Below are 19,633 nucleotides of genomic sequence, written 5' to 3'. Positions count from 1 at the left end.
GGGCGGCGGCGCGGATGCGGCCGCGCTACCGGTACACGTCGATGAGGTCGTACAGGTGCGCACCGTGCGCCCAATCCCCCAGCTCGGCGCGGCCGACGAGGTGGATGCCGTGGTCCGCGGCGAATTCCGCCGCCGGGGCGGTGAAGCCGTTGAGCCCGACCATGATCGCGACGTCGGCGCCGTGCTCGGGCCCGGCCGTCCCGTTGAACGCGTGGACGTGCCCGGCGGAAACCGGTTTCGCGTCGGGTAGGCCCGGCACATTGCTGTACCGGGCCCCCCTCAGAACCGGACGTGCCAGTCATCCCGGCATCCGGCTCAAGCGGGCTGCGAGCTCGCTTCGCGGCTCCCTGATTCGCGGTTGTCACGGGCATGGTGCGCCCTGTGACAGTCAGCGTGAATTAGCTCCAGATTCAACCTTTCGTCTGAGCCTCCGTCACGTCGACGCACGATGTGGTGCACATGCAGCCGCTTCGCTGAAGCCGAGAACCACAGGACCCACTCGCGTACATCCTGTGGCTCGAATTCCGCGCCTTCGATCAGGTCGAGCCCACACTTTGGACACAGTTCTTTCTGCCACACTGCCAAGGCGGTCACCAGTTTCCTGGAACTTGGGTGCTTACGCTTCCGGGATCGATCGGCCCAATATTTTCTCAGACTGGGATCGTCCTTGGAGGCACGTCCCTTTACTAATGCGTGTCTGACGATTTTGGTCCAAGCGAACTTGACCAGGTGGTAGCGAGTCTTTCGATCACCAAACACCCATCGGTCTTGTCTGTGCAGGTTGAAATTTCCCCAGTAGCGGGTGACCAACCATCGTCGTCCCATCTTCTGGTGTCTTCTCTTGGCTCACTTCCACAGCCGCTGGAACATGTACGAGTCCAGACTTGCGAAGACGTTGCTGGAGACGACCCCCCGGTAGTACATAGACCATCCGCGAATTATGGGGTTCAGGCCCTTGATAACAGCTTCCAGGGGCCAGGACACCATATTGCGAATGCGCTCCTTGAGCGTTCGGGTCAGTCGCTTAACTGCATCTTTGCTCGGCCTGATGATTACCTTGCCGTTACGCGGTCGCTGAATATTGAACCCCAGGAAGTCAAATCCTTCACGGAGATGGACGATACGAGTCTTCTCTTCGTTGAAGGACAGCCCTTTGGGTGCCAGCCACTTTGCAAGGCGATTCTTAACCAGCAGTGCTTCCTCCTTGGAGGTGCAGAGCACCACAAAGTCGTCAGCATACCGAATCAAAGATGGGGCAGTGAGGGTGGCACGTGTAACTCTTTCGGCCGCCCCCGCCGCTTCGGTCATCCCGTCCAGGGCAATGTTTAGGAGGAGCGGGCTTACCACCCCTCCTTGGGGCGTTCCCTCGTCGGTTGGAGAGAATTTCCCATTTTCCATCACTCCTGCCTTAAGCCATTGTCGGATCAAGTCTCGACCCGGGAAGTTGCCGATGGCTTCAAGGAGCCGTTCGTGGTTGATGCGGTCGAAGGCCGCTGCCAGGTCGGCATCAAGCACCCATAGCCTCTTCGTGAACTGTCCGGAAGTGACTGTGTGATTGGTGCCTATAGCGTCACGGCAGCTGCGGCCGGGCCTGAAGCCGTAGCTCCGGGCCTCGAATCGCGCCTCCCATTCAGGTTCCAGAGCGTTCTTTACCCTGGCCTGATGCACCCGGTCTCGGATGACCGGGATTCCGAGAGGGCGCATCTTTCCGTTCGACTTCGGGATGTAGACACGCCTGACGGCCCGAGCTTTGAGACTCGACTCTGCCGAGATTTCCTCGGTGAGCTGCTTTCTCTGTGCAGGGGTAAGCGTGGTCTCTCCGTCGATGCCGGCCGTCATTCTTCCGCGACTCATGTGCGTGACGCGTCTCACGCTCACCACCACGTTGGAGTGTGAACGCAGCATGAGCTTCTGAAGGTTTCGCACCTTCTTCAGATCGCCTTCTTGCGAGGCTCTAAAGATACGCTGTGGAAGCCGTCTGACGCTCTGTTCGGCCTTTGCCCATTCGGTCTTGGCGGTATGGCTGTTCGCGCTTGAGGTTCCATTCTCCGGCGAAGCACGACATAAACGTTCCAACGTTTGCGCCAGGCCTTCCTCCGGTATCTAACTTGCGCCTCAATGGGGACTGCTTGCAGTTTCTCTTGTCTCGCCTACCTGATCCGCGTGGGCTCCCTTTCGGGCCCGGGCACCAGGCTCGGTATCTGCCGAGTTATTACCGGTGATTGGAGGGTCGGAATCCGGCTTTTCCCCTGAGTTTTCACTCCAGCAGCATTCGCTTCTCGGATCATCCTGTTCCCGCAGAGAGATTGGGCCGTTGTTACCTTCGGCTTACCGAAAATCGGACCTCTACGGGGTTTCCGCGTTCCACATTGTTCAGTTGCGGAGTGGTTAGGGCGCCCCCTGTGCACCGAGTCCCATGGTGATCCAGTGAGCTGTGATTCCAGAGCTCACCCATTCGGCGATCTACCTCGCCAGGACTTACCACCACGCTCTGCCGTTCCTCGTCGGCGTGGAGTTGCATTAACGATGAGTTGCCACAGAGGTTCACTTTCGTTCGCCCTTCCGTCCTCCCCCTTCACCTGTTCCTCACGACGAGTTGAGATCTTGGGCTTTATGCATCCGGCTTAGCACGCTACCGTTACCAGAGGCGCACCCGAACGTGGGGACCGGCCTTTTGATCACTTGCCGGAGATAGAATTCCTCCTTCTTCTATCCACTGAACAAAGCGACTTCGCGTCGCACGAATTGCTTGCATTGGATCACGACAACGCGACCCGACCGGTCCTCGGCCAGGACGTCGGCCCCCTTGTCGCCGGGACCACCCACGCGTCGCACCGCCCGGAAACCGTCACGCCTCAGGAAATCGGCACAGGCGTGCTCGAAATCGGTCGGACTCACCGACTCAAGCCATGCCAACCCGCCACGTGCCCGACCCACACGGGCCTCCTCGGCCACGTCGGACTCCTCGACGTACGCGAAGTCGTCGTAGCCACGACCCAGACCCAGGACCACGAGACCGGCCACGGGAGTCCCGGCCACCGCAGCCACCCACCAGGGGTGTTCCGTCATCCACGGCCACGCCTGTCCCCGCAGCCACTGCCACGACACCGTCGCCGCCCCCAGAACCAAGACGATCCCGAAAACCCACTTCATCCCCCGCTCGAACGTCTCCTCGTCCACCCGACCCCCATCTCCCCGCAGCGCAATCGGACGCCACCGGCTCATCCGCTCCAAGCCAGCGAGGTATGTGCGGTGCAACCGCGGCGACGATCCTGATCGAACACACACGCCCAACTCCCGCTCTGCGGCCTCACATCCCGTCATCATCGCGTCACCGAACACCTGGGCACCGGGTAACCGTGAAAGGAAATCGCTCACCTCTCGACCGATTCGGCACCGGGTACGGGCCGGTCCGTCCGAGACGACCAGCACGAAACGATTCGGCGTCGATGGCCCGCAGCCCGCCAGGATCGACATCACGAGCATCGAACCACCGCGCCCCGAAGACCGACGGACCGCAAGGGCCACAACAGGGCGCCGTACGCCGACCACATGCTCCACCGGCGCGCTCCACGCACCGGGTCACAGCCGACCGTCCGCACCGCCGGCCCGAGTCCCGCTAGGGTCCGTGCGATGACCGACACCCTCGGTGACGCCGCGACTTCGTCCACGACCGCCCTACGCCACCGTCTCGCCGACCGCCTGCGCGACGAGGGCACCGTACGCAGCGCCCCCGTCCACGCGGCCTTGCGCATCGTACCCCGCCACCTGTTCGTCCCCGACGCGCCGATCGAGGACGCGTACTCCGACGAAGCCGTCTACACCAAGGCGAAGGACGGCGTATCGCTCAGCGCGGCCTCACAACCGACGATCGTCGCCGCCATGCTCGAACAACTCGCCGTCGAACCCGGACAGCGCATCCTCGAGATCGTCGCCGTCGACGTGGTCCTGGGCGACGGCGCTCTCGGCCACCCCAAGGCGGCACCACACGACCGTGTGGTGGCCACCGTCGGCGCCCACGAGGTCCCCGCCGCCTGGCTGGACCAACTCGCTCCCGACGGTCGCCTGCTCCTGCCGCTGCGTTTGGCCGGCGCCGTGTCGCGCACCATCGCCTTCGAACGCGCGCCGGGCACCTGGGTCGGCCGCAGCAGCGAGATGGCGGTCTTCATGCCACTGCGCGGAGGCATCAGCGACGACTCCCGCACCGTCATCGACCTCACCGGCACGAGCGAAGTCACCCTGCAGACCCACCGCGACAACCACCCCCACACCGATCCCGCCACCCTGACCGGTGTCCTGGACACCCTGCGCCACACCGTCTGGATCGGTGTGACGTTCGGCAACGGGGAATCGTTCGAGTGGTTGGACCTGTGGCTTGGCTGCGCCCTGACCAACCCGATCATGCGCATGAACGTCGAGGCTGGTGCCCGCGAACGCGGTCTGGTCGCCCCGATGTTCCCCATCGCCGCCATGGCCACCACCACCTCCGCAGGCGCCCTGGCCTATCTCACCGCCCGCGCCGGCGAACCGGTCGACGGCGCTGCGCGGCACGAGGTCGGCGTGATCGCCCACGGACCCGAGGCCGGCGACCTCGCCGAGACCGTCGCCGGGCACATCCGGACGTGGGACCGGGACGGATTCCGCGCCCGCACCGTCCGTTTCGCCCTCGAGGACCGGCCCGCCCCCACCGACCCCGTCAACGGACGGTTCGTCCTGGCCCGGCCCGACCACCCCGTCACCGTCGCGTGGCAATAGCCACGGACGCCGCCACGCGGCGCTTTCCTCTCGTCCCCCGACCGCGCCCCGTCTGTCGCCCGCTACCGGCTCGCGTCGCGGAACTGGCCGCACACGCACGGGAGGCGGCACGCACCGGCGACCGGGCGGAGGCGTCCGCCGTCCACAATCGCGCCGCCCTGCTCGCCTCCGACTGCGGCACGCCCGACCTCGCCCGCCACTGGTGCCACCGACACGCCGACCTGTACCTGCGCACCCGGCCCCTGGACGCTCAGACCGTCCGCCAGGCCCTCGAACACCTGATCAACCTCGCCCGGCTCCGCATCCGCGCCGGAGACGGCCCCGGCGCCCACACCCTCGTCGACGCAATCCACACCGCCGTCGCCACCCGCACCGACATCATCGTCGACGGCATCCGCATCCCCGCGTCCTCCATGGCCACCACCCGCAACGAACACCGCGAGATACGACGCTGGTTGTGGGCCATCCTCCTGGCCACCACCGCCCGCGCACTCGCCGCCACAGGACACTGGGAACGAGCCCACACCCACCTGGCCGCGCACAGGGGCATCGGCCGGCGCATGCTCGACGGCCGCCAGATCGCGGTCCTGACACACGCCACGACCGGCAACCCGCCCACAGCCCTCGAACTGTGCGCCACCACCACGCCCGGTAAACCGTGGGAACAGACCGTCACCGCGTGCCTCGCCACGCTCTGCGACCCGGAACACCCCGCCGCCCGACTGCCCCACCTCTACCGGCTGGCCGTCGACCCGCCTCCCGGGACTGAACGTCTTTCGCTGCCGCCTCTGCCTGGCCATCGTCGACGCCCTCTCCCCACACCACGCCTGCGCCGCCACGACCGTGCGTGCCTACGCACTCGGCGTCGACACCCTGCCCGCGGACGTGCGCACCGAGCTCGACTCCGTGCTCGCGATCGCGGAAACCGTGATCGCGAACACCCCAACCGGAGGCAACACTCGGCCCCCACTGTCGAAACCCGACGCCGAGACGATGCCGAATGCCGCTCTGCCGTGACGCGACGGGCGTCGTCGGGCCCGCATCCCCGAGCCGGCACGACCTCGGTCCGCATCCCGGGTGTCGACTCGGTCTTCACGATCCGTCTGCCGGCCCGAGTGACACCCGGCCGACGACGCGGGAACCGTCGGGCTATCCGGCGGTCACCGTCCGGGCATTGCGTACGCGGATGAACTCGTCGAGTCGGGCCAGTTGTTCGGCGCTGAAGGCGGCCTCGGGCACGGTGGCCACAGACCGCGGCGCCGTGCGGATCACCAGCAGCCCGAACTGCCGCCGCACACCCAACGTGGCCGTCCACCGTATGCTCGCCGTACTCACACCGGGCCGTTCGCGCGTGAATCCCTCCTCGTCGAGCACGACGTCGATCGCACCCTGCCCGATCAGCGCACGCACGTGCCTGCCGTGCACGAACACCATGAAAAGCACGAAGAAGACCGACCACAGACCCATCTGGAGACTCCCCATGGGGAACGCCAGGAGCAACACCACCACGGGCACGGCGACCACCCCCCAGCGGCCCCACCTCGGATAAGCCGCGAACGTCGCCGCGGCACCGGTGCGCCACGTGTGGGTATACGTCGTAGAGATCAGCATGTGCGGATGCTAGAAGAAGCCGGGGACACCCGATCCGGCGACCCGTGCTCGCCCACCGACCGAGCAGGGCCGACAACTCCCCGGGCAGGATTCCTCGGGAACACGTTCGCGGATGAGAACCACGGAGGGACAGCCGGGCCCGGTGCAGCGTCCCGATCGGCACGTGGTTCGTGGGCGCCCGCGCTGCTAAATACCGGCGCTGGGACGTGCATCGGCGTTCGGTTCCGAACGTCGCGCCTGCGGGCCGGCGGATTCAGCAGGTGGGGAGGGTGGCCGGCGCCTGGAGCCACGCCACGGGCGCGTACGGCCGGGAGCCCTCGAGGGCACCTTCGCAGTGGATACGACAAGGCCCGATCCGCTCCCGTGCCGGCGCGGTCCCCGAGCACGACGGGGCGCGCCGGAGGGTGGGCCGTCGAGAGTGAGGTTGACCTGCGGGAAGCGGTCGAACCGATGCTCGGCTCCCCGCGAGTTCAGTGATCGCCTCCCGCCGCCTATTCAATGAGATGGGCCTGCTCAGAGTCCGCGAAGTGCGTCCCACAGGCCGTTGTATGCGCTCCAGCACTCGATGGTGCCGTCGCCGTTGAGGCCACCCATGTACCAATCGTCATCGTCGACGGCCTTCACGACACAAAGGCCGTGGAAGCCCAGGACGATCTCCGGCTGGAGGACTTCGTCCGCACCATGCGGCCCACCCAAGTACGTCACGACACGGTCCGTGTCGAGGACGACGGCCTCCCGATCACCGGATACATCGCGTATCCGCTCAAGGGTCCAGCCGTCGGGGAGCTCGGAGCGTGTCATGCCACCGATTCCGTCGAACCACACCGACCACTCATGCACGGTGCCGGCGACGGCACCGTGGCCTTCCACTGGGTACCCCGCTCGCCCACACGTCGGCGGCGGTCGACACGGCACGTCCCAGCGTCGGGCGTCAGGTCGCGTGTAGCCTCGGGAACAGACCCTGATACGGCTCGAACTGGAACTGCACAGGCGCAGCCATGTCGCCGAAGGCGCGGCTGAACGGGTGAGGCGACCGGTCCGGTTCCGCGAGCACCCGTACTGCCGCGTCGTCGCCGGCGAGATCGGGCGCCGGCGCCGCGCAGGCCCGAACGCCTGCGTGCGGATCGGTGACCCAGGGGCGCGTGTCGCCGCCGAGGTGGCCGATGGCGATCACGATCGTCGCCGGATCGCACGGGGAATCGGCGGCCCGGGCCGCCGACATCAACTCCTCCAGCAACTCCGGACGTTGCCCCGAGGCCGCGGGATGCCGCGCCAGTGACCCGACCGCCGCGGCGGCGCAGGCCCTGCGCTGGGTGTGTTCCGACGCGAGGTGGGGCAGTACGCGCCGCAGGAGCTCGGGAGCCGCGTCGAAGCAGGCGAGCGCCGCCCGGTCGAGGACGAGTTCACCCAACCCCGTGCCGTCCTGCCACATCCGGGTCCTGCCGTCTGCGCCGGTCGACACGTACTCGGCGGACCAGGCCCGCAGTTCCGGTGCGCGTTCCTCGACCCGGGCACGGATTTCCGCGGCCCGGTCGCCGAGGTCGGCGGCGACGCCGATCGCGTACAGATAGGCGAGCATGGCATTGCGCAGCGAGGGATCGTCGGGCCCCAGCAGGGGGTTGTCCAACAGCTCGGCGACCAGCATCGCCGTGGGCGCCGTTACAGGCCAAGCCCTACCTCACGGCGAAGGGTCTGCGACCACAGGTGCGAGTACCCCTCGACGAAAGCCCACGCGTCGTCGCCGAGGAGAGCCGCCAGGCACCGCGGCGTGTCACCGGCCGGGCCCGAGGCATGGAACAAGCCCGACCAGTCCACGTCATCCGTACGGTCGGCCACAACGAGGGTGCTGCCACAACGCCCCGACATGCCTACATGGCCTCGGACTCACTCCCAATCGCGGGACATATTTCCCCGGCCCGACCCCCGTTCCGCGCACGGACAGCCGAAGGTCGCCGGCAGGCGCTCGCGTTCGCTCTCGTCCTCGATCCTTTCCACTCGAACAGCATGGATCCCGCCTCGGGTCCATCGGCCGTTCGATCCGATCCGCGCCTTGCAGGTTGGCGTGTGGTGGACGGAGCGGTAGCCGTGATCGCCGTGGGGATGCACCACGTTCCGGGCCGGCGCGAGCGAATTGCGTTCGAGGCGGATTCCGTTGGGGGCCGGGCCTGGGACGCATGACTCACGCCCTTCGCGACATCGCGCCCGGGTTGGACAACTACCACGGTGCGAGGCGTGCGTTGGTCGATGCCGTCACGGCCGCCTTCCGATCGGGCACTCCCGCCCCGGACGTCGCGCGCAGCGTCGCACCCGCGTTGGGGCGTGATCGGGTGGAGGAGTATCTCGCCGCCGTCGCCGTGCACGACGCGGCCCGAAGGGCGTTGGACGAGGCCGGACTCGGTTTCGCCGCGGACGTGTCGGTATCCGGGATGGACGCGCCCCGTGAGGCGCGGTTGGTTGTCGTCGTCGACCCGGGGGATGCCCCCGACCACGACATGTTGGTCCGACGGGTCCGGCGCGCGCTGCGCGACCGGCACATCGCGGTGGAGCACCCGCGGGGTGCGCGCGGGGACGCCATCGACGACACCTTCATCGACGAGGCGCTCGTGAACGGGGAGACGATGTGCCTGGTCGAAGTCCGGCCGCGTGACTGAGCTTTGCCTTGCGCGGGAAGTGTCGCCCCATGGCGAGGCCGGCCGGTCGAGATCGCCAACAGCATCCATTTCGCGTCTCGGGGCCCACACGGGCGAGCCTCATCAGCCCTCCGCTCGATCCGGTGATGTTGCAGGAGGTGGTGAAACGGATCCCGGTCAGCGGGGCTCCAGGCTCTTCAGGATCGCCCGGACGACCGGGTCCGACTCGTCGATCTCCCTCGGTGTCACAACGCCGACCGCCGTTCGCGTGACCGCGCCTGGGGACAGCAGGCCCGGAGCGGGCTCCTCCCGCACGATCCGCAGAAGACCGTGGGTCGCGGAGCCCTCGACCCGATAGCCGGTCTGCAGACGGGACAACCAGGGGTGATCCACCGCCACCGCCCCGCCGTTCACCGCGCCGACACGCACACCGCGCAACACCCAGGCCGACCACGCCACGGCACTCCACCGGGCATCGTCACCGACCGGAATGACATCCGACAGATCCGGGTGTTCCTCGCCCACCCACCGCGACGGGTGCGTCTTGCGCAGGACCCATCGCCCGTCCCGCGCGAGCGCGGGGTCCAGACAGGCGATCGCACGCATGTCGGGCGCGACGTGACCATCGGTGATCCGCTCACCATGGATCCACACCTGATCCTTGTCGACGACCCAGTCGCCGAGCCGCTCCGTCGCCGCTGTCACCCGTCGCACTCCCCGGCAGAGATCCCCTTGATCCCTTCACCGTAGGGCAGCCCGCCGCCATCCGCCCGCCGACCCTCGCCACCCTTTGCGCGTCGCGGTCACCCTCGGCCGGGGCACCGTCCAACCCCGCGCCCAGCCGGAAGGTGGCTGCGCGACGATCCGCGTGGTCGAAGTCGGCGTAAAACAGCCGAGTCGGCTCCGAACGGGACTCGCAGATGACATGTCACCGGTTCGCTTCGTGTTCGCGACGTCGGGCGGGAGAATGGACCATGCCCCAACTCATCGGATATCTCAGCGCGTCCCCCGTCTGCGCGGACGGCCGTCACGCGTTAACCGGGCCCGAACACAACGCGGTGTTCGTGGATCCGGCGCCGACCGACGACGACCTCGTCGAACTCGCCGCCCGTCACGGCCTGGACAAGGTGGAGCGCCTGCCCGCACCCCGATTCCGCATGTGTACGGCCGTCTTCCTCGACGGCACCGATGGCCGGCCAGACCCACCCCTACGCCACCGACGAGCTCGGCTCGCTCAACCCAATCACCACCGCAGACCACACCGGGGTCTACGAGCTGGTCGCACTCCCCGACGGGGACCGGCCTCCGGCTCGTCGAACTCGACGGCTGGCCCGCGGCCCCGTAAAACACCTGCGGAACCCCACACCGGTCGCGGTGCACACCTGATCGAGCCACGTGCGCGGTGGCGCGGCACCGCGTCGAGGGCCGTCGCAGGCCGCGCTCGTCCCGACGCGATACCGGTCGCGCTGGGTAGCTCGCTGGCCAGGGTCGTGGGCGTGGTGGCGGGCCGGTACCCTCGCGGACGTGATCCACGAGGCAACGAAGGGCATGGATGAGGGCGTTCCGACGACGGCGCGCCTTCGCGGTGTACTGGACCGTGCCGGGCGCGTCGTGATCGTGGAGGGATCTCCCGGCGAGGCGGACTCCGCAGGCGTGGCGAGGATCGTGGTGACCGGTGCCGGGATCACCGGTTTGGCTCGCGTGTTAGCCGTCGTGGACGGCGGCACCGGCGACCGATGCCTGTGCAATGGCTGGCCGACGATCATGGTCTACGGCGTCGAGGGCGAGCCGGTCGTCGTCTGGACGTTGCACCACCAATCTCGTCTTCGGGGAATCGGTGACTGCGATGCCGAGCTTCGGGATGGTCCGGCGCTCACCGAGTGGCTGGCGGAGCGAGGCCTGACCGGGTCTCGGGACGTTCAGGCGGACCTGGTCATGCAACGGGCCGAGGATGAGCGGCGTCGGCTGCGTTGGCTGAATGCCGCGCCCGCCGGGTTGCGTGACGTGGCCACCGAGGTCTCCGTTCCGCCGGGGCGTGACCGCCGGGCATGGTCGGATCGGCTGCGCGACGCGGAGACCCGGCTCGCGACGCTCGTCCGAGATGGCCATCCCGACGGAATCGAGCGGGTCGGCGTCCTGTTGGCATGGGCCGGGGTTTCCGCCGGGGAGTCCGCCGGCGGCCTGATGTGGTACGACATGGTCATCGAGCGGATGCTGCTCGCCGAGGACCCCGACCTCGTCATCACGGCACTGGTCACCGGCGCGCCGAACGCGGCCCGACTGGACGGCGCGGCCCAACTCTTCGGCTCTCTCGAATGGACCCGAGCGCATGGCAAGGACCTGCCCGAGCCGCTGCGGTCGATGTTGATCGGGCACACATCCGGGCGGACAGCACCGACGCGATGAGGTTCCTGATGCGCCACGGCCACTACGGTGCCGAGCGATCCGCCTGACGGGACGCTGCAGACCGTCCTCCCGCCGCTCCACGAGTCGCCTGGACGCCACCGGGGCTCGCGTGGGAATCCGTCCTCGAAGGCGTCCGATCACGGCGGCACTCATTCGCTCGTGAGGCGAAATTCGAATTGTCGGTCACTCAGGTCGCTCCGCACGGCGCACAGGGGCGGGCGGCGTCGGGTGGCCTCGACGAGCACCAGCCGCCGCAGCCGCACCGCCGTGTTGATGCACACGCACCCTGGAGAGGCAAACCCCGGCCGGGCCGTCGGGACTTCGTCATTGTGCGACCGGCCGGGGTCGTCCGTACCGGCCGTGCGGGGGAGCCCTCACCAGGCTCACGTCACGCTCGCGCACAAATCGGGTGCTCCTACGGCGCTGCCGTGCGGCAGATCGTGGCTGCCCCTTCGTCCGCCGCTGTGACTGGGGTCGGCGTTGGGGTGCGCCCTCTCGGGTCGGGGTGGCGTCCGTGGCGGCTGGTTGAATGCGCTCCCATGACGGATTGGTCGCGGCTGTATCACGAAGCAGGGTTCCGGAAGGGGCCGGGTGTCGGGGTCGAGCATCCGCCACAGGGTGTGTGACAACCCGGCGACGCCCATGGCGTCGACCTGCGTCAGCCAGGGCTCGGAGTCGGTGAGTGCGCGCAGCCGGTGATCGTGGGCGTCCGAGGTGGCGGGCCCGAGGTCGTGGAGGGCCTGCGGCCGGGGCAGCGTCGCGGGCACAGCCCCTGCGGTGTCACCCGGGCACCCGGCGGGACTCAATGCCGGCACGGACCGAGGGCGCGATCGGCGTCGGGGGTTCCGGTCGTTCGCACGTCGAACCGGACCCGCCCGGGATCGGAGTTCGTCGGGGCAACCGGGCTGATCACGGCCGGGTTTCGCGTAGATGACGGCCGTTTCCCGGTGGCCTCGTTCTCCGAAGCAGCGACCCCGGTGGCGTCACCGGTCGATCGCGTCGAAGGGCTCGTCGTGCCAACGCCAATCGGCGGTACCGTCGTCGTGGATGTGCAGCAAGAACTCGGTGACCGGGCCCCCGCCGTCGGGAAACGTCATGGTGAGCGCGCTGCGGATCCGGGTGTAACAGGTGTCGGCCCTCTCCCAGTCCTGCTCGTCGACGGCCCGCTCCTGCTCGCCGAAGAGTGTACGGAACTCTTCGAAGTCGGGCAGCGTCTCGACTGCGGCGTACATCCAGGGCATGTCGACACCGGTCACGGTCAGCCGGGCGATCTCCCGGTCGCCGTGGTGAAGTCGCCAGATACCGCCGGTGGTCAGGTTCGGGTCGGCCATGGCTCCATAATGGCGATCACCGCCGACAGGCGGGGAGTGACCTCGTCGCAACGTGTTCGCCCCCTCCCGATTGCCCACCCACCAACCGCCGACCCGGGGCTTCACGCCCAAGGCGTGGCAGGCGCCCATCGAATCGACCTCGGCGACAAACCTCCTCTAAAGGAAGCGCTCGACCCGCCTCGCGATCCTTCGAGGGGCTGTCCGTGGAGATTCGCGCACGGCGCGTGTACCCGGTGGCGATCACTCGCGTGACGAACACGCCGGCTCCGGTGGGCGCTCTCAGGGAACTCGATCCGTACAGGCGGGTTGTCGCGGCCGTCGATGCCACCGTCCGGGCGCCCGTCGTAGCGGTGTGGTCCAGCCCTGTGGTCGAACCGCTCGAGAAGCCGCTCGCGTTGCTGGACCCCGAGCCCGCGCACACGACGCATCTGGGAGATGTCCAACTCGCCGAGGCGCGGAACTTCGTTTCGTTGCCGTCGGCGCCGACCTTCCACAGCTTCTCGATGCGTCGAGGCGCGGCCGATCGACTGCCTCGGCCGCCAACTGATCGAACCTGTATTTCCGCGTCTGTCGGTGGCCCCACCAGCGGCGCGGGAAACGCCGGCCGACCGGATCGACAGGAGTTCGCCCACGACGCTCGGGCACCACCGATCGTCGCCGGTGCCGTCCCGAGGCCCGCCTGTCATGCTGTTCTCTCCAGGACGGAGGGACGCGGGTGGGCGAGCCGATCGGTGGATGGATTTGGGGACGCAATCTGCGCGCGTTCCTGGAACTGCTGTCGCATTACGCGGGTTACGCGTTCGACGGCACGGATTGGGAGACCGTCGAGGTCGGCGTCGAGGACACCGACGACGAGGCGCCACACGGGTGGTACACGTACCCCCTCGCCGGCACGAACGCCACGCTCGTCGTCGCCCTCGCCCGCGCGGTCGACGGCGAGGAAACCTCCGTCCGGGTCACCGGGGCCGACACGCCCGAACTCCGGCTGCGCACCGACACGCTCCTGACCGCCCTCGCCGCCATCTGACGCCCCGACCACGCGACCGCGCACCACCCACAGGGCGGCGGGTGGGTCGAGGTCGGGATCACGAACATTCGGGCGCGCGCCTGTGGGGCCGGCAGGTTCGGGGTGTCCCGGATGTCGTGCGCGATCATGAGGGCATGCTCCCTCCGCGACTGCTGTGGCGCGATCCTCGGCCGATACCCCGCCTCGACAACCAGGACGTGGTGATCGAGGTCGTGCGGGACCCGTCGTTCCACGAGCCCTCCGAGACGGACGACTGCGGCTGGTTCGCGCGGGTGTGCCTCACCCACGATCGTGCCTACGATCGGGGCCGGTGCGGCGAGGGCGAGCACCTCCTGGCGTCGGTCTGCTCCGAGCACGGCCAGGAGAACCTCGAGGTGCACCCGCTCATGCACCGCTTCCCCACCGGGTTCACGCCCACCCTCACCCCGGAGCAATACGCCGAACTCGAGAACGACCTGTACCCGGAGGGCCGCCCGCCGCCCGCCGGACGGGACACGGACACGACCACCGGCCGAACCGAGGAATGGACCGCGACCTGGCACCGCGCCGCCAACACCCCACGACCCACCCGTGGCCCCGGCCCGAGAACCGAGCGAGGAGCGGATGCGGCTGTCCACCGAACTCGACGTGCGGTGGTAGACGGCGTGCGCGAGCCAATCGTCCCTGTCCGGAACGGCGGCGGCCCGTACACAGGCGCTTCGTGGGCGGGTTCGGCCTCGGTGAAGCCTTCGATGCCTGGCTTCGTTCACTTCTGACGACAGCGTTTGTCGAGGACTTCGGGCGGCGGTTGCGGATGCTCACGGTCGCGAATGTTCGCGGGTTCCGGCTCCGACCCGGTTGTGTGGTGTGTCACAGGAGTGGGGCCATGCGGCATCGCTCCGGATGGGCCCGGAGGGCAGGCGAGGTGAGTTCCAGGGCTCTGTTGTCCTTGCCCGCGGCCATGTGGTCGAGCCAACGTTCGTACCAGGCCAGGAAGTCGGCGGCCGACGAAACGTTCGGTCCCCACCACCCCGAGCCGTTGCCGATCACGACACGGCCGGTCAGGGGCCCCTCGAGTGCGATGAGGACCAGATCGAGACAGCCCGTCTCGGCGATGGACAGAAACCTGTCACGCGTGGTGCCGGCCGCGGGGACGAGATCGAATCCCCGGTTTTCGCCCGGGGGATCCATCGTGTGGATCGACGCCACAGGGCGGGCTGTCGGGTCGACGAGACCGTAGAACGGCCCGGCGCCCGAACCTCCGATGTGCAGCAGGAACTGCCTGTAGGCGGCAGGGAGAAGCAGGTCGTGCTCGGCTTCGAAGGCGCTCAATCGGGCAACGGCCAACCGGGCGCCCAGACGGAACCGGTGCCACTCTTCTCCGAACGAGTGGCTGCGATGTGGCCGGAAGGCGATGGCGGCCAGCTTGCGGCGGATCCGGGGAATACGGGCGTCCACGGCAATTCTTCTTTCGTCCCCGGCAGCCTACCGCCGCAACGAGACGGTCAACCGAGCACTATCCGCTTGGGTAGACGGGCAAAACCGGCGCGGCCGAACATCCGCAGTAGGCACGCCGCCGACCCGGACGACGGGACCGGCCCGTGAACACACCTCGGAGGGGCACCTCGCCCTGCGGCGGCCCGGGATGTTCGGGGGAGAGATCGCCATCCGGATGCTGTTCGACCACCTGCTGTTCGTCGAGCGGCGCCCGCAGGTGCGGAACGAGGAGCAGCACGCCCTGGAACGGCGCGGCGCTTTCGCCTCGACGGGGTGCAGGGGGTACTCGCGCGAATGCCGTGACACGAGGGCTGTCCTCGACGCGGCCGGAGGCGTCGTCACCAGGCCGGTCTGGGGTCGCGCAGGTGTGGCGGGGTCTGTGCGGGCAGGGCTCGCGACCCGTCGGTACGCAGGAGGAAGCCGGGATGCGGCGCGAATTCGAGAGTTGCCGGCGCCGGGAGATGGAAGCGACGTGTGCGCGGAAGCGGAACCTCGGCGCGTTTCCCGTCGTGGAGCATCCACAGGCCGAAACATTCGTCGTCCACGTCGTGCATCAACACCTGCACGCTGCCCGGAAGCGGCCACGCCAACGATTCCAGAGACCGCAACAACCCGGTCCTGCCGCTCTGACGCGGAAACTCCGCCGCCCACCCGTAACCGCCCAGCACCTCGATCGGCTCGAACCTCCCCCGCCACGAACGACTCTCGTCGAAACGCGTCAACGGCTCCATCACCTCGTGCGCATGCAGCGCCAACACGACAACCTCGGCATCCATACCCATCCCGGGATACCACCCAGCTCCCCCGCCCGATGCAAGCCGATTCCCGGCCGGGACCGATCCTCGGGACGCAGCCGGGTGATCTGCGCCCACCGAAGCGCCGCACCCACCGAACGCGACACACCGCGAAGCCGCGAATGTGACGCGAGCCGCGCCCGACGGGGATGGACCGCGAAGGGCCGCGGGCGCGTGGCAACGCGTGTTCGGAGCCGCTCGTTCGTCGCGCGGGCGATGCGGCCGAGGGGATCGGCTCCCGGTGAGCACGTCGGCCCACCTCACCCGGCCCGGTTCGCCCCGCCCTCGGCACCCCGGTCAGCCAGGTCTACTCCCGGTTCGTCACCGCCTGAACGGGTGTGTGTGGGCCGGGCTGTGGCTACGCCCAAGGCGCGGCAGCGGGTGCGCGAACAGAACGCCGCCCGCGCCCGCGCCGCCGGCGATCGTGGTGCTGCTGTCCTCGGCACCGGTCCCGGCAATTTCGCGGCCCTTGACCGGGGGGCGGGGGTGGCGGCAAGCCGGCGCGAAGTACCCATGCCGCGTGCGTTCCGCGTCCGGGAGGGTCAACGGCTCCTCGACCTCCTCCGCGCCGCAGGCGAGCACAACCGCGTCGGGTCCCTGGTCATGGCGCGATATCACCGCATCCACACGACCCGCCACAACCGCGATTGCGTCGGAGACCCCTCCCCCGAGGTTGGCACGACCCGCATCGAAGTCCGTGGCGGATCGGGGAAGACGTGCAGGATCACGGCTTCGGGCCCACCCCCACCGGGAAGAGTCGGACCACGCGGCAGGGGGACGCGGCGACGCCTCACCGGGGTCAGGCCGTGGAGAAGTCGTACAAGTCGTCGTCCCACCAGTCGGGTTCGGCGTCGTCCTCGTCCGCTTCGAGAAGGTCGCGCATCTCGTCCTCGGAAAGCTCCTCGTCCACGCATCCCATGGCGGGCGCCGCCGCGTTCCGCGATCCGGCCCGACTCGGCGAACAGCCCCGTCGGCCGCGGCGTCGCACGGAGCACCCGGTCGAATTCCCGCAGGGTTTTCGAAGTTCCCTTCATCGCGGTAGCCGGACGGCGTCGGTGCGTGACGCTAGGGTCGTGGGACTCGACGACCGCAGGAGGATTTCCGTGTTCACGTCGTTCCCACCCCCGGTGCGCGGCGCGGTGCTCGCCGTGACGGTGTCCGTCGTGTTCGCCGTCTCCTGCGACACCTCGAACGGCGGATCGCAAGAGGCGGCCGCGGCGAGTGCGCCGGCGAGCGTGCCCGTGCCATCGCGCACACTCGGCACCGACTCGCCCACCCCCGCTCGTACTTCGGCGTCCGCCGGTGCGTCGAGCGCGCCGTCGGCCGCGGTACCGAAGGTGAAGGTACGAGACGCGTTCGCCGGGCTCCAGGCAACCCTGAAGGAAGCCTGCACCCCGAGCAACTGCGCCTACTTCCTGGGGCGGGTCCACGACGAACTGCACCGCCTGGACCGGGCGATGAAGACCGATCCGAAGGGCGCAGGCCACTTCCCCGAACCGATCGCCCTGATCAAGGCACTCGACACCGAACTCGGCGGCGACCGATCCTTCGAGAACCTGAAGAAGCACCAGACCACGCTGCTCCACACCCGGGACCGGATCAACACCTGGATGCAGGGCCACCCCGACGACTACCGCTGACACGCCACCACCAACCCACGCGTCGACACCTCACCCGGGCGCGGATGAACGAATTGGGATGCCGGCGCGTGCCTCGTGGGGGTACCCGGCGCGGATCACCCCCCAACCTCGTGTTCCCGGGACGAGAACAACAAGTGGAGCGGGCAAGGGATGGCGGCAGTCCGCCGGGCGTCACGGCGAGACCCATTGGCGTGGGCAGGGTCCACGTCGGGCACGGGATCCGGCGAGGTCGAACCCCACACCGTAGGCTCGCGCCATGCCGATTGCGCACGGTCCCCGAAACAGCGTCAAGCACTGGAATGAGTGCACGGATGTTCGCGACTTCCTGGAGCAGATCCGCCTACGCCCCGGCGTCTGGCTGCCTGGCGGCTCGCTCCGGAACCTGGAGTCCATCCTGATCGGCTATCGGATCGCGCTCGGCGTTCACGCCGTCGACGAACCCTTCGACTTGTGGCCCGAAGGCTCCTTTGCTCGGTGGCTCGAGCAGCATCTCGGACACCACAGCGCGCTCGGCTGGGCCTCCGAGATTGAACGAGTGACACCCGACGGTTCCAGCCCGGTCGAGGAATTCTTCCGCCTGCTGGACCGTTACCGCGCCGAGTCGACCCCGCCCACGTTCGCCCCGCAGCCACGGCCACGGCCACAGCCACAGCCACAGCCACAGCCACAGATCGAGCATCCTTCGATGCAGGCCGTCCGCATCGAACTCGATCGCCACAACTGGGCCGCGCTGCAATGCGGTTGCGGCAGGTCCGCGAGTCACCTGCCCGATGCCCTCCTGCGGCTCATCGCCACCCGAACGCCCGGAGAGACGTCCCTGGTCGGAATCGACAACCACGTCGTGATCCAGTCCAACCTCATGGACCCCGCCCCGGCGGTCACCGCAGTCGTCCTCGCGGCCCTGGCCGACCCCAACCTCACGACACCGGTCACCCGCACGGTACTGCTGCAGCTCCTATTGGACTTCAGTGCCGGCGACACGCCCCAGCAGGTGGAGTGCGCAGAACTCATTCGCGGAGGGATTTGGATTCTCTACCGGGAGTTGGTCGCCCACCCTTCGATCGATGCCCGCGCGCATGCCTACGAGACCCTGAGCAATCTCGACACCGAGCAAGAACGGCTCGCTGGCTTCCGCCATGCCCTGCGCGACCGGCTTCCCGCGGACCTGTGCTGAGCCCACCCGCCGACAAGCGATCCTCAACACATTCTGGAAACACTGTCAGGACCACTCGTACGCGCCCTCTGACGGTGTCCGCACGGAGTGGACCGGATCATCCGAGATGCCGAGCGAATCGGACCGGATCATTTGAGACCGGGACCAGATCTCCTGAGACGGGACGACCGACCATGCTCCGCGAAACCCCGAAGATTCGACTTGGCTTGTGCGCGCTGTCCGTGACCTGGTGGGCGAGACAGTTGTCACCTGCCTCGCGTGTTCATCGTGGTCGTCACTCCGGTGAGGGCGATAAATCCCAACGCCGAACGACCTACGCTCGTTAATCTGCCGCTCGTGCCCGACGTCGCGAGCCCCGCCGAGACCATGTCCGAACGCTTGCTGTGCTGTATCTGCGGCCGGAGCACCTCCGACTCCGAGGACTACGTGCTCCTGGGATCAGCTCCCCCAGCGGCCCAGCCGAGCAATGGCTCGGCGCCCATGCGGAGCACCTCAACGACGTCCTCGCCCGTGGCTTTTCGGTCGAAGTGCACATGATGTGACCCCGGGGCGTGCGACATCCCCCAGGCTGTTTGCACGAGTGCCGATGCGCGCCGAACCGACGCAGGTGGCGATATCGCGACCAGGCGACGCCGATCTCGACCAGCCACAACACGGCGTCCACCCCTCGTGGGCTTCGGCGGCCCGAAGCGACTCCACCGGGTGGCGAATGACAGGACGGTCGTGGTGGATCACCCTCTGGACGACACTGAGGCCATCGACGGAAGCGCCGTTGCTGCAATCCGCAGC

At 68.2% G+C, this 19,633-nt stretch carries 20 protein-coding genes; 8 read left to right on the top strand and 12 right to left on the bottom strand.

Features of this window, described 5'->3' with window-relative positions:
* Positions 1 to 25: 25 nt before the first annotated feature.
* The 4 genes from ACFRCG_RS03645 to ACFRCG_RS03630 form a co-directional block, all read right to left on the bottom strand.
* Positions 26 to 259, bottom strand: coding sequence for a restriction endonuclease (locus tag ACFRCG_RS03645; RefSeq protein WP_380028366.1), 234 nt, complete (start codon positions 257 to 259; stop codon positions 26 to 28).
* Between the two features lie 56 nt (positions 260 to 315).
* Positions 316 to 825, bottom strand: a complete 510-nt coding sequence (locus ACFRCG_RS03640; RefSeq protein ID WP_380028364.1) for an HNH endonuclease — start codon at positions 823 to 825, stop codon at positions 316 to 318.
* A 21-nt stretch (positions 826 to 846) separates the two neighbouring features.
* Positions 847 to 2,076, bottom strand: a complete 1,230-nt coding sequence (ltrA, locus tag ACFRCG_RS03635) for a group II intron reverse transcriptase/maturase (RefSeq protein ID WP_380028362.1) — start codon at positions 2,074 to 2,076, stop codon at positions 847 to 849.
* A 633-nt stretch (positions 2,077 to 2,709) separates the two neighbouring features.
* The gene (locus tag ACFRCG_RS03630; RefSeq protein ID WP_380028360.1) at positions 2,710 to 3,180 is read right to left on the bottom strand and encodes a restriction endonuclease; all 471 of its coding nucleotides are present in this window, start codon (positions 3,178 to 3,180) and stop codon (positions 2,710 to 2,712) included.
* A gap of 453 nt (positions 3,181 to 3,633) precedes the next feature.
* Here ACFRCG_RS03630 and ACFRCG_RS03625 point away from each other — a divergent pair, with 453 nt between their 5' ends.
* Positions 3,634 to 4,755 (top strand): methyltransferase, FxLD system, encoded by a 1,122-nt coding sequence (locus tag ACFRCG_RS03625; protein ID WP_380028358.1) that lies wholly within the window; start codon positions 3,634 to 3,636, stop codon positions 4,753 to 4,755.
* Between the two features lie 62 nt (positions 4,756 to 4,817).
* Here the strand turns inward: ACFRCG_RS03625 and ACFRCG_RS03620 are convergent, their stop codons facing one another.
* Complete coding sequence (locus tag ACFRCG_RS03620) at positions 4,818 to 5,351, bottom strand: hypothetical protein (protein ID WP_380028356.1); 534 nt, start codon at positions 5,349 to 5,351, stop codon at positions 4,818 to 4,820.
* 289 nt (positions 5,352 to 5,640) lie between these two features.
* Between ACFRCG_RS03620 and ACFRCG_RS03615 the strand changes: the two genes are divergently transcribed.
* Positions 5,641 to 5,772 (top strand): hypothetical protein, encoded by a 132-nt coding sequence (locus tag ACFRCG_RS03615; protein WP_380028354.1) that lies wholly within the window; start codon positions 5,641 to 5,643, stop codon positions 5,770 to 5,772.
* 132 nt (positions 5,773 to 5,904) lie between these two features.
* Here ACFRCG_RS03615 and ACFRCG_RS03610 read toward each other — a convergent pair whose 3' ends face one another.
* The 3 genes from ACFRCG_RS03610 to ACFRCG_RS03600 form a co-directional block, all read right to left on the bottom strand.
* Entirely contained in the window at positions 5,905 to 6,366 is a 462-nt protein-coding gene (locus ACFRCG_RS03610) for a YcxB family protein (protein WP_380028352.1), read from the bottom strand.
* A gap of 513 nt (positions 6,367 to 6,879) precedes the next feature.
* Positions 6,880 to 7,236, bottom strand: coding sequence for a hypothetical protein (locus ACFRCG_RS03605; protein WP_380028350.1), 357 nt, complete (start codon positions 7,234 to 7,236; stop codon positions 6,880 to 6,882).
* A gap of 61 nt (positions 7,237 to 7,297) precedes the next feature.
* Positions 7,298 to 8,011, bottom strand: coding sequence for a hypothetical protein (locus ACFRCG_RS03600; RefSeq protein ID WP_380028348.1), 714 nt, complete (start codon positions 8,009 to 8,011; stop codon positions 7,298 to 7,300).
* A gap of 529 nt (positions 8,012 to 8,540) precedes the next feature.
* Between ACFRCG_RS03600 and ACFRCG_RS03595 the strand changes: the two genes are divergently transcribed.
* A complete protein-coding gene (locus tag ACFRCG_RS03595; protein WP_380028346.1) occupies positions 8,541 to 9,017 on the top strand; it encodes a hypothetical protein in 477 nt (158 codons plus the stop codon).
* Positions 9,018 to 9,173: 156 nt separating this feature from the next.
* Here ACFRCG_RS03595 and ACFRCG_RS03590 read toward each other — a convergent pair whose 3' ends face one another.
* Entirely contained in the window at positions 9,174 to 9,701 is a 528-nt protein-coding gene (locus ACFRCG_RS03590) for a hypothetical protein (protein WP_380028344.1), read from the bottom strand.
* 819 nt (positions 9,702 to 10,520) lie between these two features.
* Between ACFRCG_RS03590 and ACFRCG_RS03585 the strand changes: the two genes are divergently transcribed.
* Complete coding sequence (locus tag ACFRCG_RS03585; RefSeq protein WP_380028342.1) at positions 10,521 to 11,402, top strand: hypothetical protein; 882 nt, start codon at positions 10,521 to 10,523, stop codon at positions 11,400 to 11,402.
* Between the two features lie 983 nt (positions 11,403 to 12,385).
* Here ACFRCG_RS03585 and ACFRCG_RS03580 read toward each other — a convergent pair.
* On the bottom strand, positions 12,386 to 12,733 hold the full coding sequence (locus tag ACFRCG_RS03580) for a hypothetical protein (RefSeq protein ID WP_380028340.1): 348 nt from the start codon (positions 12,731 to 12,733) through the stop codon (positions 12,386 to 12,388).
* Positions 12,734 to 13,448: 715 nt separating this feature from the next.
* Here ACFRCG_RS03580 and ACFRCG_RS03575 point away from each other — a divergent pair.
* Both ACFRCG_RS03575 and ACFRCG_RS03570 read left to right on the top strand, forming a co-directional pair.
* Positions 13,449 to 13,760 (top strand): hypothetical protein, encoded by a 312-nt coding sequence (locus ACFRCG_RS03575; RefSeq protein ID WP_380028338.1) that lies wholly within the window; start codon positions 13,449 to 13,451, stop codon positions 13,758 to 13,760.
* Positions 13,761 to 13,894: 134 nt separating this feature from the next.
* The gene (locus tag ACFRCG_RS03570) at positions 13,895 to 14,515 is read left to right on the top strand and encodes a hypothetical protein (RefSeq protein WP_380028336.1); all 621 of its coding nucleotides are present in this window, start codon (positions 13,895 to 13,897) and stop codon (positions 14,513 to 14,515) included.
* 94 nt (positions 14,516 to 14,609) lie between these two features.
* On the opposite strand, the gene ACFRCG_RS03565 is transcribed toward ACFRCG_RS03570, so the two are convergent.
* Together ACFRCG_RS03565 and ACFRCG_RS03560 are read right to left on the bottom strand one after the other, a co-directional pair.
* Positions 14,610 to 15,197 (bottom strand): SMI1/KNR4 family protein, encoded by a 588-nt coding sequence (locus ACFRCG_RS03565; protein ID WP_380028333.1) that lies wholly within the window; start codon positions 15,195 to 15,197, stop codon positions 14,610 to 14,612.
* A gap of 377 nt (positions 15,198 to 15,574) precedes the next feature.
* Positions 15,575 to 16,012 carry a hypothetical protein gene (locus ACFRCG_RS03560; protein ID WP_380028331.1) on the bottom strand — a complete coding sequence of 146 codons (438 nt, stop codon included), beginning with the start codon at positions 16,010 to 16,012 and terminating at the stop codon, positions 15,575 to 15,577.
* Between the two features lie 1,121 nt (positions 16,013 to 17,133).
* On the opposite strand from ACFRCG_RS03560, the gene ACFRCG_RS03555 reads away from it, so the two are divergent.
* Entirely contained in the window at positions 17,134 to 17,670 is a 537-nt protein-coding gene (locus ACFRCG_RS03555) for a hypothetical protein (protein WP_380028329.1), read from the top strand.
* Between the two features lie 256 nt (positions 17,671 to 17,926).
* Positions 17,927 to 18,844, top strand: a complete 918-nt coding sequence (locus ACFRCG_RS03550; RefSeq protein WP_380028327.1) for a hypothetical protein — start codon at positions 17,927 to 17,929, stop codon at positions 18,842 to 18,844.
* Positions 18,845 to 19,633 lie beyond the last annotated feature (789 nt).

The organism is Embleya sp. NPDC056575 (genome assembly GCF_042793325.1).
GTDB lineage: Bacteria > Actinomycetota > Actinomycetes > Streptomycetales > Streptomycetaceae > Embleya.
This window is presented reverse-complemented; position numbering and strand designations above follow the sequence as displayed.